Raw genomic sequence first — 15,177 nt, forward strand, 5'->3', positions numbered from 1 at the left:
GGCGGGGCTGCCCGCGTTTCCGGCCGCGTCGGGGGGCCTCGCCGGATCCACGGTGGCAGCTGGAGCCCGCAAGTATCCTTGGCCCATGAGCCTCAAGGACGTGCTTGGCAAGATCGTCGGCGACAAGCCGGTGGTACTCGAACTGGACATGGCGCGGGGGGTGCTGGTCGCGAAGCCGACCAATCCGCTGCAGGCCATCCAACTGATCAACAGCCCCACCATCTCCGCCCTACGTGAACACCTCCACGCCGCCGCGGACGATGACCGCGTGCTGGGGCTGATCGTGCACGCCAACCCCACCCAACTCCAGCTCGCGAACCTCGAGGAGGTTGCGGGGCTGATCGAGGAGTTCGGGGAGAAGAAGAAGACGATGGCCTGGGCCGAGTCCTTCGGGGAGCTCGTGCAGGGCCTGGGCGGCTACCGCCTCGCCGCGGCCGCGCAGAAGGTCTGGGTGCAGCCCACCGGCATGCTCTCGATCGAGGGCGTGGAGTTGTCGATCACCCTGCTCAAGGGGCTGCTGAACAAGGTGGGCGTCGAGCCGCAGTTCGGCCAGCGCCACGAGTACAAGAGCGCCGCGAACACGTTCGCCGCAGACACGGTCACCGAACCGCACCGCGAGATGATGCAGCGCATCGGCCAGTCCATCGTCGACCGAGTGGTCGACGACGTCGCCCGGCTGCGTGGGCTGACGGCCGACACCGTGTGGGAGGCGGTGAACTCCTCGCCCGTCGAGCCACAGCGTGCCCTCACCCTCGGTCTCATCGACCACGTCGGGTACCGCGACGAGGCCTACGCCCACACGCTCAAGGAATGGGGTGCCGAGCCGGAGAACCTGCTGTTCGCCCACCGCTACACCTCGCGCGCCGCACTGCTGAAGAAGCTGCGCCCCAAGCAGCCGAAGGTCGCCGTCGTCAGCCTCCGCGGCTCCATCGTCACCGGCCGCGGCGTCCGCTCTCCGATGGGCGGCGAACAGGCCGGGGCAGACGTCGTCGACGAGCACTTCCGGGCCGCGCTGCGCGACGACGAGGTGAAGGCCGTCGTCTTCGAGGTGGACTCGCCGGGTGGCTCAGCCGTCGCCTCAGACTTCATCCGGCGCTCGGTCCTGCGCCTGCGGGAGGCCGACAAGCCGGTCGTCGCCCACATGGGCGCGTATGCGGCCTCGGGCGGCTACTACGTGTCGATGCCGTGCAATGAGATCGTGGCGCAGTCGTCCACCTTGACGGGGTCCATCGGCGTACTCGCCGGCAAGATGGTGACCGAGAGGCTGTACGACAAGCTCGGCCTGGTCCGCGAGACCATCCCGGTCGGGGCAGCGGCCGGCACGTTCTCCAGCGCGCACGAGTTCTCGCAGGAGGACTGGGAGCGACTCGACCGCTGGTTGGACCGCATCTACCTGGACTTCACCACCTTCGCGGCGGCAGACCGCGGCATGGCCTACGACGACCTCGAGCGCCTGGCGCGGGGCCGTGTCTGGACGGGCGCCGACGCGAAGGAGCGTGGCCTGGTGGACCATCTCGGTGGGCAGCGGCTCGCCGTCGAACGTGCCTGCGACCTCGCCGGCCTCGATCCGGAGGCCGTGAAGATCAGCCACGTCGGCGACTCCGGCATCTTCGACCTCATCAAGCCGGCCACCTCCTCGGAAGCCGTCGCAGGGGGAGCGAGCCTGGCAGGGCCTGAACAGATGCTCGTCTCCTTGGCCGGCAGTCTCGGCATCCGTAGTCAGGGCGCACTCAGCATGCCCTGGAACCTGCGGATCTCGTGACGTTGTTTTGGGAGCGCTTGACCTTTAAACGTACGATGGACCCGCTTGTACCGCCGCGGTACACGAGGGGTGGACGTGAGTAGAGCCAGCAAGATTGTCATCGGTTGCATCATCGGGGTACTGATCCTCGTGGGCGGCGCCTATGTGGCCGCCTATTTCGTGGCGGGCAACCAGGTGCCGGCGCAGGCCGCCGTCGACGGCGTGCCCATCGGCGGGATGTCACCCGAGCAGGCCAGGGCGAAGCTCGAGACCGAGATCGCGCCCAAGCTCACTGAACCGGTCACTCTCAGCGCGGGCAGCGTGTCGACGGAGATCGTCCCCTCGGAGGCAGGGCTGGGCTTCGACTACGAGGCCACCGTCCAGGCGGCCGGAGGCGGCCACAGCTGGAACCCGGCGGACATCTACGAGACCCTCACCGGCGGCAGCGAGGTCGCCGTGCAGCGCACCGTGGACGAGGCCGCGCTCCGCTCGGCGATCGAGGCCAAGGCGCCTGAGTTCGCCGTCGAGGGCGTCGACGCCACCGTCGCATTCGACGGGGGCAAGATCGTGCGCACTCCTGCCACGGACGCGCAGGCCATGGACGTCGACGCCACCGTGGAGACCGCCCGTGCCGCGTTCGAAGAGGGCAAGGGCAACGTGGCGGTCACCCTCGTCAACACCCCCGCGAAGGTCACCGACGCCATGGTCGACGACGTGGTGAAGAACTTCGCGGAGCCGCTCATCAGCGGACCGGTCATCCTCACCCACGGGGACGTGCAGATGGAGATCGCCCCCGGCTCGCTGGCGGAGGCCGCGACGCTCGAGGTGCAGGACGACGAGATCGTGGGCACCCTCGACACTGCGACATTGTTCGAACAGACCGCTGAGGCGCGGCGCGCGTTGAAGCTCACCGAGGCCCAGGACGCCACCTTCACGTTCGAGGGCGGCAAGGTCGTCGTCGTGCCCGCCGTCACCGGCCAGGAGCTCACGGAAGAGGCCTTCGCGGCCGCCGTCGAGAAGGCCGCCACGGCCACCGGTGAGGCCCGCACGGTGCCCGTCGAGGTGGAAACGGTCGAGCCCGAGTACCCGACGGCGAAGGCCACTGCACTCGGTGCGTTCACCGTGATCGGCGAATTCACCACCACCTACCCCCACGCCGCCTACCGCAACAACAACCTGGGACAGGCCGCCAAGAGCGTCAACGGCACCGTGCTGATGCCGGGCGAGACCTTCTCGCTCAACGACACCCTGGGCGAGCGGACGACGGCCAACGGCTACGTGGACGGCTACGTGATCAACAAGGGTCGCCTGGTCAAGGAATCCGGCGGCGGCATCTCGCAGGCCGCCACGACCCTCTTCAACGCCGGCTTCTTCGCCGGGTTCAAGGACGTCGAGCACAAGCCGCACAGCCTCTACTTCGACCGCTACCCGGCCGGCCGCGAGGCCACGGTCTACTACGGCTCCCTGGACATGCGTTTCCAGAACAACACTGAGTTCCCGGCGATCATCCAGGGCTACATCAGCCCCTCCTCGTCGTCGAAGCGCGGCTCGATCACCTTCAAGATCTGGTCCAAGCCCACCTGGGACAAGGTCACCTCCACAGAGCTGACGAAGTCCGGCTTCTACACCGGCAAGGAACGCACCGTCACGGGGGACCCGGCCTGTGAGCCGCAGGCGCCCATCCAGGGCTTCACCGTCAACTGGGAACGCCTTTTCCACAAGGACGGCAAGGTTGTCAAGAGGGAGCCCTACAGCTGGAAGTACAGCGCGGGCGATCGCATCATCTGCCAGCCCTGACGGGTGGGCCCTCCAGCCAGGTAGCGCTAAGCTGGGGGACGCCCGCTTGTGAGGAGAAACTGTGACGTACATCATCGGACTGCCGTGTGTTGATGTGAAGGACCGCGCCTGCGTTGAAGAGTGCCCCGTCGACTGCATCTACGAGGGCAACCGGATGCTCTACATCCACCCCGAGGAGTGTGTCGACTGTGGCGCCTGCGAACCGGTGTGCCCCGTCGAGGCCATCTACTACGAAGATGACGTGCCGGAGGAGCAGGCCGAGTTCTACGATGTCAACGTCCAGTTCTTCGACGAGATCGGCTCACCCGGTGGCGCCGCCAAGCTCGGCACCATCGACAAGGACCATCCGGTAGTTGAGGCGCTGCCGCCGCAGGGCAACTGATGGGCCTGGGGGCCCGGCTGCCGGATTTCCCCTGGGACACGCTGGCTGACGCGAAGCGCGTCGCCAGCGCCCACCCGGGCGGCCTCGTCGACCTGTCGGTCGGCACGCCCGTCGACCCCGCCCCGCAGCTCGCGATCGATGCCTTGACCGCGGCGGGTGACGCCCACGGCTACCCGACGGTGTGGGGCGCTGCGGAGACGCGCTCGTCCATCCGCGCCTACCTCGAGCGGCGCTGGGCCTCCGTCCCACTCGTCGACGAGGGCATCCTGCCCGTCGTCGGCACCAAGGAACTCGTCGCCTGGCTGCCCCTCCTCCTGGGGCTGGGGCCGTCAGACGCCGTCGTTTTCCCCGAATGCGCCTATCCGACGTACGAAGTGGGTGCGCTGGTAGCGAACGCCCGACCGGTGCCACTGGACGATCCTGAGGGCCTTCCGGCCAACGCGCGCGTGATCTGGATCAATTCCCCGGCCAACCCGACGGGCCGCATCCTGTCACTCGAGGAGCTCCGCGCCTTCGTCGCCGCAGCCCGCAGGGTGGGCGCCGTGCTCGCCAGCGACGAGTGCTACGGCGAGTTCGCCTGGGACGCAGAGGCCGTCTCGGTGCTCGACCCGCGGGTCAACGACGGAGACCTCACCGGCCTCCTGGCCGTCCACTCCGTCTCCAAACGCTCCAACGCAGCCGGTTACCGCGGCGGTTTCGTCGCGGGCGATCCGGCCGTGGTCCAGCCGCTCATCGGCGTGCGCAAGCACCTCGGCATGATGGTGCCGGCCCCCATCCAGGCCGCGATGGCCGCGATGCTGGGGGACCAGGGCCACGTTGAGGAACAGCGCCGGCGATACCTGGCGCGCAGGGCCGTGTTGAAGCCCGCGCTCGAGGCGGCCGGCTTCCGCATCGACCACTCCGAAGGCTCGCTGTACCTGTGGGCAACCCGCGGCGAGAACTGCCGCGACACCATCAACTGGCTGGCCGAACGCGGCATCCTCGCAGCCCCCGGAGACTTCTACGGCACCGCCGCGGCCCAGCACGTCCGCGTCGCGCTGACAGCCACGGATGAGCGGATCCTCGCTGCCGCGGAGCGTCTGAGCGCCTGAGCGAAAAGCCCCTGGCCCCTTCCCGGCGTGATGTCCGTGGCGGGTTGACAGAGTCTCAGACCGGCGCGTAGCGTTACCGGCGACGTCGATAGGAGGTGCCGCAATGTTGAACACAACCGTGCTGGCAGCGTTCGTCGCGCTCCTCGGCCGTCCGCGCGCTGCTGCCGCCTGAGCCACCACTGCGCCCTCTGACGCCCCTGCGTCCACCCCTCCTTTCGGATCATCTTTCTGCGTCGCCTGACGCGTCAAGGAACACCCATGCTCTCGCCCCATCGCGGCCGTTACGACTTCCCTCCGCCCATTTCCGCCGGCGACGCGCCTGACACCCGCTCGCCCAGCCGTTTCCTCTTCTGGCTCATCCGCTCCTTCGGCTGGGTCGTGCCCGCCATGACATTGGCGGCCTCGTCCTGGATGGTGCCGGGCGCGCTCACCCCGTGGCTGTTGGGGCGGGCCATCGACGCGGGCGTCCTTCGTCAGGACCTGCCAGCGACGGTCGGCTGGGTGGCGCTGCTGCTGGGCGTCATCGCCTTCGGCGTCGTGGGCGGCATCCTGTTCCACACCTACGCGGTGCGCATGTGGCTGCTCGGGATCTACGGCACGCAGCGCCGCGTCTCGCGGAAGGCCGTGCGGCTGGGGCACGTCCTCAACCGCCGCGTGCCGACGGGCGAGGTGCTGAGCGTCGCCTCGTCGGACAGCAACCAGTTCGGCGCCACCGTCGAAGCCTTCGGCGGCGCGCTGGCCGCGCTCATCAGCTTCCTCGTGGCCACCGCCCTCATGCTCACCACCTCGGTTCCGCTGGGCCTGCTCGTGCTCGTGGCCACGCCGCTGCTGCTGGCAGCCTCCACCCCGGTGCTGCGTCCGCTCACCGCGGCGCAGGCTGCCGAGCGGACCGAGAACTCCACGCTGACCTCCATGGCCACGGACATCGCCACCGGGCTGCGGATCCTGCGCGGGATCGGCGGTGAGAAGACGTTCGCGGACAACTACGCGCGCCAGTCGCAGAAGGTCCGTGGGCTCGGCGTGCGGCTCGGCACCTGGCAGGCGGTCGTCGAGGCCATCAGCGTGCTCCTGTCCGGCCTGCTGCTCGTGGCGCTGGTCTACCTCGGCTCCCGCCAACTCATCGAGGGCACGCTCAGCGTAGGCCAGTTGATCAGCTTCTTCGGCTACGCCGTCTTCCTGATGACTCCCATGCAGATGGCCTTCGACTTCGCCCAGAAGTGGGTGCAGGGCCTGGTCAGCGCGCAGAAGACCGGCGCGCTGCTGGGCACCGACGTGCCCTGGCGCGACGGGGACAGCCGCCTCGGCAGCAACCCTGTCCTCCACGACGAGGCCTCGGGCGTCACGGTCGAACCCGGCCGGATGCTGGGCATCGTGTCCGCAGATCCGGACGACTCCGCCGCCCTGGCCGACCGCCTGGGCCGTTACCTCCCTGACGAGGTGAAGGAGGAGGACGACGACGAGGGACTCTCCGGCCGTGCGCTGCGCCGCGCCCGCCGGGAGCGGTTCGAGGCCCGGCGCCGTCAGGCCGCCGTCGACGCCACCGTCGCCCAGCAACCCTGGGGGGTGACGGCCGACGGCGTCGACTACCGCGACCTCAGCGTGGCTGACCTGCGACGCCGCATCGTCGTGTCCCACACCGGGGCCGGCCTCTTCGCGGGAACGCTGCAGACCGCCGTCGACCCGTGGGGCACGCATTCCAGGGAGGCCGCGGACACGGCGCTGGTGGCGGCCTCGGCCGAGGACATCTTCGAGTCGTTGCCCGGCGGGTGGCAGGGGCGCATCGACGAGAAGGGCCGCGGTCTGTCGGGCGGGCAGCGACAGCGGCTCGTCCTGGCACGGGCGCTCCTCCTGGACCCGGACGTCCTGGTGCTGGTGGAGCCCACGTCGGCCGTCGACGCGCACACCGAGGCGCGGATCGCCGAGCGGTTGGCCGAACTGCGGCGTGGCCGCACCACGGTCGTGGTGACCGCCTCGCCGCTGATGCTGCGCCACGCCGACGAAATCGCCGTGCTGGTCGACGGACGCGAAGTCGTTCGCGGCAGCCACGACGACCTGCATGACAACCCGTACTACCGCCGCATCATCGCGCGCGGCATGGAGGACAGCCATGAGTGAACACCTTCCGGGCTCAGCCCGTACCTGGCGCGCTGAAGCGCCGGCGCCGCGCGTCCCGCCGGAGATGCATCCCCCGCGGGGCGTCGGGCCGCGGCGTCGCCTGCAGGCGCTGGTCACCCGGCACCACGCCCGCACCGCGACCGCGCGGGCGGTGTATCTCGATTCGCGCGCCCCGGCGCACGGCTTCCCGGTGGCCTCCTCGAAGGTCGCCTTCGGCTTCATCGGCGACCTCATGCGGAACCGCCGAGCCCTCCTCGGCTGGGCGATCGCCGGCAACCTGGCTGCGGCCGGGGCGGGGCTCATCGCCCCGTACCTGCTCGGCGTCCTGATGGACCGCGTCACCGGCGGACGGCTGAGCTTCGAGGGGCTCACCTTGCTGGTGATGATCGTGGCCGGCGTGGTGGTGCTGCAGTCGCTGTTCACCTTCGCGGCGCGTCGCGTGTCCGCGGTGCTCGGCTACGACCTGCTCGCCGCCGCCCGCGAAGAGGTGGTGCGGATCGTGCTGCGCCTGCCGCTGAGCCATGTTGAGTCGTCCGGCTCGGGGGACCTGCTGACGCGCATCACCTCCGACGTCGCGAAGATGGGAGTCGCGGCCCGCTGGGCCATCCCCACCCTCATCGTGTCGGTGGTGCTCATCGGCGCCACCCTGATCGCGATGCTGCTGAACTCGTGGCTGCTCACCCTGCCCATGCTGGTGACGGCCCTGATCATGTGGTTCGGCGGGCGCTATTACCTCGCGCGGGCACCGGCCGGCTACATCGCTGAATCGCGCTCGTACTCGGTCATCAACACCACGACCACCGAGACGGTGGAGAGCGCGCGCACCGTCGAGGCCCTCGGCCTGGGCGACCTGCGCGTGGGCCAGCTCGATGAGGACACCGAGGCGTCGGCCCAGGTGGAGCGCTACACGATGACGCTGCGCAACATCCTCTTCGGGATGGTGGACGTCTCGTTCCAGCTGCCGCTGGTGGGCATCGTGCTGCTCGGCACCTGGGGGTACACGTCGGGCTGGGTGACGATCGGCCAGATCACCACCGCAGCCCTGTACGTGTCGCAGTTGCAGGGGCCGCTCGACCGCGTCATCGCGGTGCTGGACCACCTGCAGCTCGGGCTGGTCTCCACCGCCAGGCTGATCGGTGTCGCGCAGGTGGACGACGACCGCACCCCGGGCCACGCGGTGCCCGACGGCGTCAAGCTGACCGGCTCCGAACTGCGCTTCGGGTACCGGCCGGACGTGGACGTGCTGCACGGCGTCGACGTCGACCTGGTGCCGGGGGAGCGGCTCGCCGTGGTGGGGCCCTCGGGCTCCGGCAAGTCGACGCTGGCCCGGCTCGTGGCCGGCGTCAACCGGCCGCGCCAGGGTGGGGTCACCGTCGGTGGTGTCGACGTGATGGACCTGCCGCTGGACCGCCTCCGCACGGAGGTGGCGCTGGTGACGCAGGAGCACCACGTGTTCGTCGGGTCGGTGCGCGACAACATCGTGCTGGCCCGCGAGACCACGGCCTCGGACGCCGAGGTGGAGGAGGCGCTGCGGGCGGTCGACGCCTGGGGCTGGGTGTCGCGGCTGCCGGGAGGCATCAACGCGCAACTCGGTCACGGCAAGAACAACCTGACGCCCGCTCAGGCGCAGCAGGTTGCGCTCGCGCGGCTGATCGTCGCGGACCCGCACACGCTGGTGCTCGACGAGGCGACCTCGCTGATCGACCCGTCGTCGGCCCGCCACCTGGAGGACTCGATGTCGGCGCTGCTCGACGGCCGTGCGGTGATCGCGATCGCGCATCGGCTGCACACGGCGCACGACGCGGACCGCATCGCGGTGGTGGACAACGGGCGCATCGTGGAACTCGGCTCGCACGACGAACTGATGGGCCTCGACGGCCAGTACGCCCACCTGTGGCGGACCTGGCGCAGCTGAGGGGTCACCCGGCGAGGGTGACCGTCACGGTGAGCTCGGGGCCGGGGGTCTGCAGGGTTTCCCACTGCCGGCTCGCGGCCCGCCATTGCCGGTCTCCCAGCGCAACGCCGGTGACGGCGGCGTCGTAGGAGTTGGCCACGGCATGCTGGGCCGCGGCCCACGCGGTTGTCCCGTCCGTGGCCGTGATGCTCAGGCCGTCGTCGGTCTCCTCGACGGTGAGCGTAGACCCGAAAGCCTCCAACACCCTGTCGAGGCCCTCGCGCGCGGGGCTGGGGTCCGGCTCGAAGCTGATGCAGCCCAGCGACGCCGGCACGGAGCCGCGCAGCGCCCCCACGACGGCCTTCGAGTTCTCGACGTGCTTGCGATACGCGTCGGGATGGCCGCTGCGCTGCACCTTCTGGGCGATGTCGTTGACGTCGGTGGTGTCCCAGTTGGTGAACTTCACCAGCTCCTCGTAGAAGCGGGCCGACGAGTACCACGGGTCCATGATCTGCTCCTCCGTGCCCCACCCGAAGGAGGGGCGCTGCTGGAACAGGCCGAGGGAGTCGCGGTCGCCGTAATCGAGGTTGCGCAAACCGGATTCCTGGTAGGCGGTGGCGATGGCGATCACCGCAGCCTGCTCAGGAAGGTCGCGCTCCACGGAGGCCGCCACGATGATCGAGGCGTTGCGGGCCTGGGCAGGGGACAGCGTGAGCGAGCCGTCGGTGACCTGCACGTGGCAGACCTCCGGGGTGATGCGTTTCTGGAGGTAGCGGAAGCCCATCCACCCGGCCAGGGCGAGGCCACCGACCACGAGGATCGTGACGAGCGCCACGATCAGTGGTCGCCTCATCAGTCGTTGGCGTGGAGGGCCGAGTTCAGCTCGACCTTCTGGCCGCGGCGGTGGCGGGCGATCACCTTACCCTGCACCGAGTCGCGGAGGAACAGCAGGTCGTTCTGGCCGCTGAGCTCGCGGGCCTTCACCACGGCGCCGTCGTCGAGCGTGACCTTGGTGCCGGCGGTGATGTACAGGCCGGCCTCCACCACGCAGTCGTCACCCAGGGAGATGCCCACACCGGAGTTCGCGCCCAGCAGGCACCGCTCGCCGAGCCGGATGACCTCCTGGCCACCGCCCGAGAGGGTGCCCATGATGGACGCGCCGCCGCCGACGTCGGTGCCGTCGCCCACGACGACACCGGCCGAGATGCGTCCCTCGACCATGGAGGTGCCGAGCGTGCCGGCGTTGAAGTTCACGAAGCCCTCGTGCATCACGGTGGTGCCCTCGGCGAGGTGGGCGCCTAGGCGGACGCGGTCTGCGTCTGCGATCCGCACGCCGCTGGGGACGATGTAGTCCACCATGCGGGGGAACTTGTCGATGCCGTAGACCGTCAGCTGCTCACCGCGGGCCCGCAGCAGCACCCGCACGCGGGCGACGTCGCCCACCCGCACGGGGCCCATCGTCGTCCAGGCGTTGTTGGGCAGCACGCCGAAGATGCCGTTCAGGTTGACCTGGTGCGGCTGCACGAGGCGGGCGCTCAGGAGGTGGAGGCGCAGGTAGGCATCCTCCACCGTCTCCGGCGCCTCGTCCAGATTGATGCTGGTGCGCACCACCTTGGTCTCCACCTGGCGGATCTCGTCGACGAACTGGGCATCAGCCAGCAACGAGTTGGGCTCGTCGGTGTGGTCCGAGCCGAGCTTGGGCTCCGGGTACCAGGCGTCGAGGACGGCGCCGGTGGTGTGGACGCTGGCCAGGCCCCAGGCCCAGGCGGTGCGGGTCTCATTGGTCATGGACGCCAGTCTATCGGCGTGCCGGAGCGACCGGTGTCGGCCGCCGTCGCGCTCAACCGGCGTTGCGGTCGATCCACCCGAGCTGTTCACTCAGGCGGCCTGAGCCCTCCAGCGCGATGTCCGCCCAGTATTTCTCGGGCAGCTGATCCCAACGGGCCAGGGGCACGGAGATGGAGAGGGCGGCGACGGCGGCGCCCGCCGCGTCGCGGATGACGGCGGCGGCACAGGCCACGCCCGGGCCGGATTCCTCCCGCTCGATGGCGTAGCCGCGCAACCGCGACGTGGCCAGCGCCTTCTTGAGCTGGCCAAGGTCCGTGATCGAGTGTTCGGACAATGCCGGGAGCTGACCGGTGGGGTAGAGGCGGTCCACCTCCGCCGGTTCCAGTTCGGAGAGCAGCGCCTTGCCGAGCCCGGTGCAGCTGGCGGGGGCCCGCTTACCGACGCTGGAGATCAGCGAGAGGGACTCGCTGCCCTCGACCTTCGCCAGGTAGAAGACCTCCGCGCCCTCCCGGATGGCCACCGAACAGGTGTGGCCGGTGGCCTGGCCGACGTCGCGGGCCACTTCCGTGGCAGCGCCCAGCAGGTCGAAGCGCGCCGCGTAGGCGTTGCCCAGTTGGACGGTGCGCACGCCCAACTCGAAGTTCCCGATCTCGTCGCGCGTGAGGTAACCGCGGTGGGTCAGCGTGGTGAGCAGTTCGTGGACCGTCGTGCGCGGGAGCCCGGTTGCCTCGGCGATCTGGGCGGCGTTCCAGCGCGCTCCGCGCTCGACGAACAACTCCATGATGTCGAGTGCGCGCATCAGTGCGGGGGTCAATCGGGCCATGTCTCACCGTCTCAGGTCTTCCGAAATTGATTCTTGCATATGTCTTGACACGACGTCAGACGTATTCGATACTTAGAAAGTTATAACGAAATCTCGAACAAGATTTCGACATCTCGAACACGAAGACGTGTGAGGAGGAAGCCTAGTGACCACGAAAGTCGCCATCATCGGTTCCGGAAACATCGGTACCGATCTGATGATGAAGATCCTGAAGCCGCAGCAGACCGCGTTGGAGATCGTCGCCATGGTCGGCATCGATCCCGAGTCCGACGGCCTGAAGCGGGCGGAACGGCTGGGCGTGAAGCCCATCGCCACCGGTGTCGACGGTCTGGTCGCCGACGAGGTGTTCGCCGACGTCGAGATCGTGTTCGACGCCACCTCGGCCAAGGCCCACCTCTACGACGAGAAGGTGCTGCGGGCCGCCAGGCCCGAGATCCGCCTCGTCGACCTGACCCCTGCCGCGATCGGTCCGTTCTGCGTGCCGGTGGCCAACCTCGACACCATCACCACCGACATGAACGTCAACATGGTCACCTGCGGCGGCCAGGCCACCGCGCCGATCGTGCACGCGATCTCCTCGACCGGTGCCACCGTTGAGTACGCCGAGATCGTCGCGTCGATCAGCTCGAAGTCGGCCGGACCCGGCACCCGCGCCAACATCGACGAGTTCACGGAGACCACCGCCCACGCGCTGGAGAAGATCGGCGGCGCCAAGAAGGGCAAGGCCATCATCATCCTGAACCCCGCCGAGCCCCCCGTCCTGATGCGCGACACCGTGTTCGTCCTCACCTCCGACGGGGACCGCGACCACATCCGCGCCGCGGTCAACGCCCGCATCGGCGAGGTCGCCGAGTACGTGCCGGGCTACCGCCTGAAGCAGGACGTGCAGTTCGAGGAGATCCCCGAGGACCAGAGCGTCAACATCCCGGGCGTCGGCCGGTTCCACGGCCTCAAGGTGTCCGTGTTCCTCGAGGTGGAGGGCGTCGGCGACTACCTCCCCGCCTACTCGGGCAACCTCGACATCATGACCGCCGCGGCGCTGCGCACCGGCGTCGAAATCGCCGCCCACCTGAACGACAAGGCTGAGGAGGCCGTCGCATGAGCACCCCCGAAGGCAAGCTCTTCATCTCCGACGTGACCCTGCGCGACGGCTCGCACGCCGTGCGCCACACGTTCACGCCTGAGCAGGTGGCCTCCGTCGCCGCAGCGCTCGACGAGGCCGGGGTCGACTCCATCGAGGTCGCCCACGGCGACGGCATGGGCGGCTCCACCGTCAACTACGGCTTCGCCACCCACTCCGACCTGGAGAAGATCGAGGCCGCCGCCGCAGTGGTCAAGCGCGCCAAGATCGCCATCCTGCTGCTGCCCGGCGTCGGCGTCATCCCGAACCTCCGCGAGGCCTACGAAGCAGGGGCGCGCTACGTCCGCGTCGCCACCCACTGCACCGAGGCCGACACGTCCGCCCAGCACATCGCCAAGGCCCGCGAGCTCGGCTTCAACACCGCCGGCTTCCTGATGATGAGCCACATGGCCGACGAGGACAAGCTCGTCGAGCAGGCCCTCCTCATGGAGGGCTACGGCGCGCAGTGCGTCTACGTCACTGACTCTGCGGGCGCCATGGTTCCCGAGCAGTACGCGGCCAAGATCAAGGCCGTGCGCGCAGCCCTGAGGCCCGAGACCGAGGTGGGCGTGCACGCCCACGAGAACCTGTCGGTCTCCGTCGCGAACTCCGTGGCCGCCGTGCAGAACGGCGCCTACCGCGTCGACGCCAGCCTCGCCGGTCTCGGCGCCGCTGCCGGCAACACACCCCTCGAGGCCTTCATCGCGGTCGCCGACCGCATGGGCTGGGAGACGGGCTGCGACGTGTTCAAGCTCGCCGACGCCGCCGACGACCTGGTGCGCCCCCTCATGCACCAGCCGGTCCGCGTCGACCGCGACACGCTCTCCATCGGTTACGCCGGGGTGTACGGCAGCTTCCTCCTGCACGCCCGCCGGGCCTCGGAGCGCTACGGCATCCCCACGCCGCAGATCCTCATGGAACTCGGTCGCCGCAACATGGTCGGCGGCCAGGAGGACATGATCGTCGACGTCGCCCTGGACCTCGCCAAGTCGCGCGCGGCCAGCTGAAACTCACCACCCCCCTAAAAGACCCGCCTGCTTCAAGGAGGAAGCACATCATGAGCAAACTGGCACAAGGCGATATCGTCAAGCCCATCAATGAGAACAACGAAGACTCATTCGACGTCGAGAACATCGACAAGGGAACGCGGATCAAGGCCCTCATGGGCTCCGCGGTCGGATCCACCGTGGAGTGGTACGACTTCTTCCTCTACGGCACCATGGCCTCGGTCGTGTTCGGCCCCCTGTTCTTCCCCTCGGAGGACCAGCTCACCTCGACGCTGCTCTCGCTGGCCTCGTTCGCGCTGGCCTTCCTGGTTCGCCCCATCGGCGGCGTCATCTTCAGCCACATCGGCGACCGCATCGGCCGCAAGAAGACGCTCGTCTTCACGCTCTCCCTCATGGGCGTCTCGACGGCCCTGATGGGCCTGCTGCCCACTCACGCCGCCATCGGCGCCTGGGCAGGCGTCCTGCTCACGCTGCTGCGCCTCGTGCAGGGCCTTGCGCTGGGCGGCGAATGGGGCGGCGGCGTGCTGCTGGCGGTCGAATACTCCCCGCGCAAGAAGCGCGGCTTCTACGGCGCGGTCCCGCAGACCGGCGCGCTCCTCGGCCTCGCCCTGGGCAACCTGACCCTCTGGTTCCTGGACTGGCTCCTGCCGGAGAACGCCTTCCTCAGCTGGGGCTGGCGCATCCCGTTCCTCCTGTCGGCACTGCTGGTCATGTTCGGCCTCTGGATCCGCGCCAAGGTCGACGAGACCCCCGCGTTCCGCAAGATCAAGTCTGAGCGCAAAGAGGTCAAGGTCCCGATCGTCGAGATCTTCAAGACCCAGTGGCCCTCGGTGCTCAAGGCCATCGGCGCCAAGTTCATTGAGACCTCGACGTTCTTCATCTTCGCGACGTACTCCGTCAGCTACGCGGTGGGTCTGGGCTTCACCCGTGGTCAGGCTCTCGGCGCCGTGCTCTTCGCGGCTGTCGTGGCGGTGCCCTGCATGCTCGCCCTCGGTGCGCTGTCGGACCGTGTCGGCCGCAAGCCGATGTACCTGATCGGCACGGCGCTGGCTGTGGCGTACATCTTCCCCTACTTCTGGATGATCAACCAGAAGTCGGTGCTCCTCCTCACGCTGGCCACCGTCGTCGGCTTCGGCGCCATCTGGTCCATCTACGGAGCCCTCATGGGCACCTTCCTGGCAGAGTCGTTCACCGCCGATGTCCGCTACACCGGCATCTCGCTCGGCTACCAGGTGGGCGCCGCCATCGTGGGCGGCCCGGCGCCGCTGATCGCCACGGCGCTCGTCGGCACGACCAACAACTGGTGGCTCGTGGGCGTCTTCGTGGCCGTGTGCGCCGCGATCTCGTTCGTCGCCGTCCTGATGACGCGTGACCGCTCCGGTCAGGTCCTCGACAGCCACTGATCCATCGCTCGGCACA

At 69.0% G+C, this 15,177-nt stretch carries 12 protein-coding genes; 9 read left to right on the top strand and 3 right to left on the bottom strand.

Annotation, left to right across the window (positions count from 1 at the left end; translation table 11 throughout):
• Nucleotides 1-85: 85 nt before the first annotated feature.
• The 6 genes from sppA (at nucleotide 86) to J7D54_RS03760 (ending at nucleotide 9,041) form a co-directional block, all read left to right on the top strand.
• Nucleotides 86-1,762: a signal peptide peptidase SppA gene (sppA, locus tag J7D54_RS03735; protein ID WP_182761997.1), complete on the top strand. Its 1,677-nt coding sequence runs from the start codon at nucleotides 86-88 to the stop codon at nucleotides 1,760-1,762.
• Between the two features lie 75 nt (nucleotides 1,763-1,837).
• Nucleotides 1,838-3,538 (top strand): VanW family protein, encoded by a 1,701-nt coding sequence (locus J7D54_RS03740; protein WP_182761995.1) that lies wholly within the window; start codon nucleotides 1,838-1,840, stop codon nucleotides 3,536-3,538.
• Between the two features lie 61 nt (nucleotides 3,539-3,599).
• Complete coding sequence (fdxA, locus tag J7D54_RS03745) at nucleotides 3,600-3,920, top strand: ferredoxin (RefSeq protein ID WP_182761993.1); 321 nt, start codon at nucleotides 3,600-3,602, stop codon at nucleotides 3,918-3,920.
• Nucleotides 3,920-5,011 carry a succinyldiaminopimelate transaminase gene (gene dapC, locus J7D54_RS03750; protein WP_182761991.1) on the top strand — a complete coding sequence of 364 codons (1,092 nt, stop codon included), beginning with the start codon at nucleotides 3,920-3,922 and terminating at the stop codon, nucleotides 5,009-5,011. Before fdxA ends, dapC begins: the two co-directional genes overlap by 1 nt.
• A gap of 258 nt (nucleotides 5,012-5,269) precedes the next feature.
• The gene (locus tag J7D54_RS03755; RefSeq protein WP_182761989.1) at nucleotides 5,270-7,126 is read left to right on the top strand and encodes an ABC transporter ATP-binding protein; all 1,857 of its coding nucleotides are present in this window, start codon (nucleotides 5,270-5,272) and stop codon (nucleotides 7,124-7,126) included.
• The gene (locus J7D54_RS03760; protein WP_182761987.1) at nucleotides 7,119-9,041 is read left to right on the top strand and encodes an ABC transporter ATP-binding protein; all 1,923 of its coding nucleotides are present in this window, start codon (nucleotides 7,119-7,121) and stop codon (nucleotides 9,039-9,041) included. The genes J7D54_RS03755 and J7D54_RS03760 overlap by 8 nt, the downstream gene beginning before the upstream one ends.
• A 4-nt stretch (nucleotides 9,042-9,045) precedes the next feature.
• Here the strand turns inward: J7D54_RS03760 and J7D54_RS14420 are convergent, their stop codons facing one another.
• Genes J7D54_RS14420 through J7D54_RS03775 form a run of 3 tightly spaced genes read right to left on the bottom strand, consistent with a single transcriptional unit; the run spans nucleotide 9,046 to nucleotide 11,631 of the window.
• On the bottom strand, nucleotides 9,046-9,873 hold the full coding sequence (locus J7D54_RS14420) for a hypothetical protein (protein WP_182761985.1): 828 nt from the start codon (nucleotides 9,871-9,873) through the stop codon (nucleotides 9,046-9,048).
• A complete protein-coding gene (gene dapD / locus J7D54_RS03770; RefSeq protein ID WP_182761984.1) occupies nucleotides 9,873-10,808 on the bottom strand; it encodes a 2,3,4,5-tetrahydropyridine-2,6-dicarboxylate N-succinyltransferase in 936 nt (311 codons plus the stop codon). Before dapD ends, J7D54_RS14420 begins: the two co-directional genes overlap by 1 nt.
• 52 nt (nucleotides 10,809-10,860) lie before the next feature.
• A complete protein-coding gene (locus J7D54_RS03775) occupies nucleotides 10,861-11,631 on the bottom strand; it encodes an IclR family transcriptional regulator (RefSeq protein WP_182761982.1) in 771 nt (256 codons plus the stop codon).
• A gap of 145 nt (nucleotides 11,632-11,776) precedes the next feature.
• Here J7D54_RS03775 and J7D54_RS03780 point away from each other — a divergent pair, with 145 nt between their 5' ends.
• Genes J7D54_RS03780 through J7D54_RS03790 form a run of 3 tightly spaced genes read left to right on the top strand, consistent with a single transcriptional unit; the run spans nucleotide 11,777 to nucleotide 15,161 of the window.
• A complete protein-coding gene (locus J7D54_RS03780; RefSeq protein ID WP_182761980.1) occupies nucleotides 11,777-12,733 on the top strand; it encodes an acetaldehyde dehydrogenase (acetylating) in 957 nt (318 codons plus the stop codon).
• Entirely contained in the window at nucleotides 12,730-13,758 is a 1,029-nt protein-coding gene (gene dmpG / locus J7D54_RS03785; protein ID WP_182761977.1) for a 4-hydroxy-2-oxovalerate aldolase, read from the top strand. The genes J7D54_RS03780 and dmpG overlap by 4 nt, the downstream gene beginning before the upstream one ends.
• Nucleotides 13,759-13,808: 50 nt before the next feature.
• Nucleotides 13,809-15,161: an MFS transporter gene (locus J7D54_RS03790; RefSeq protein ID WP_182761975.1), complete on the top strand. Its 1,353-nt coding sequence runs from the start codon at nucleotides 13,809-13,811 to the stop codon at nucleotides 15,159-15,161.
• Nucleotides 15,162-15,177 lie beyond the last annotated feature (16 nt).

This window comes from Tessaracoccus sp. MC1865, from assembly GCF_017815535.1.
Classification (GTDB): Bacteria; Actinomycetota; Actinomycetes; order Propionibacteriales; family Propionibacteriaceae; genus Arachnia.

Excerpts from the sequence above, each read along its gene's own strand:
- sppA (WP_182761997.1), top strand. The coding sequence starts at position 86 with ATGAGCCTCAAGGACGTGCTTGGCAAGATCGTCGGCGACAAGCCGGTG.
- dapC (WP_182761991.1), top strand. The coding sequence starts at position 3,920 with ATGGGCCTGGGGGCCCGGCTGCCGGATTTCCCCTGGGACACGCTGGCT.
- J7D54_RS03755 (WP_182761989.1), top strand. The coding sequence starts at position 5,270 with ATGCTCTCGCCCCATCGCGGCCGTTACGACTTCCCTCCGCCCATTTCC.
- J7D54_RS03760 (WP_182761987.1), top strand. The coding sequence starts at position 7,119 with ATGAGTGAACACCTTCCGGGCTCAGCCCGTACCTGGCGCGCTGAAGCG.
- J7D54_RS14420 (WP_182761985.1), bottom strand. The coding sequence starts at position 9,873 with ATGAGGCGACCACTGATCGTGGCGCTCGTCACGATCCTCGTGGTCGGT.
- dapD (WP_182761984.1), bottom strand. The coding sequence starts at position 10,808 with ATGACCAATGAGACCCGCACCGCCTGGGCCTGGGGCCTGGCCAGCGTC.
- J7D54_RS03775 (WP_182761982.1), bottom strand. The coding sequence starts at position 11,631 with ATGGCCCGATTGACCCCCGCACTGATGCGCGCACTCGACATCATGGAG.
- dmpG (WP_182761977.1), top strand. The coding sequence starts at position 12,730 with ATGAGCACCCCCGAAGGCAAGCTCTTCATCTCCGACGTGACCCTGCGC.
- J7D54_RS03790 (WP_182761975.1), top strand. The coding sequence starts at position 13,809 with ATGAGCAAACTGGCACAAGGCGATATCGTCAAGCCCATCAATGAGAAC.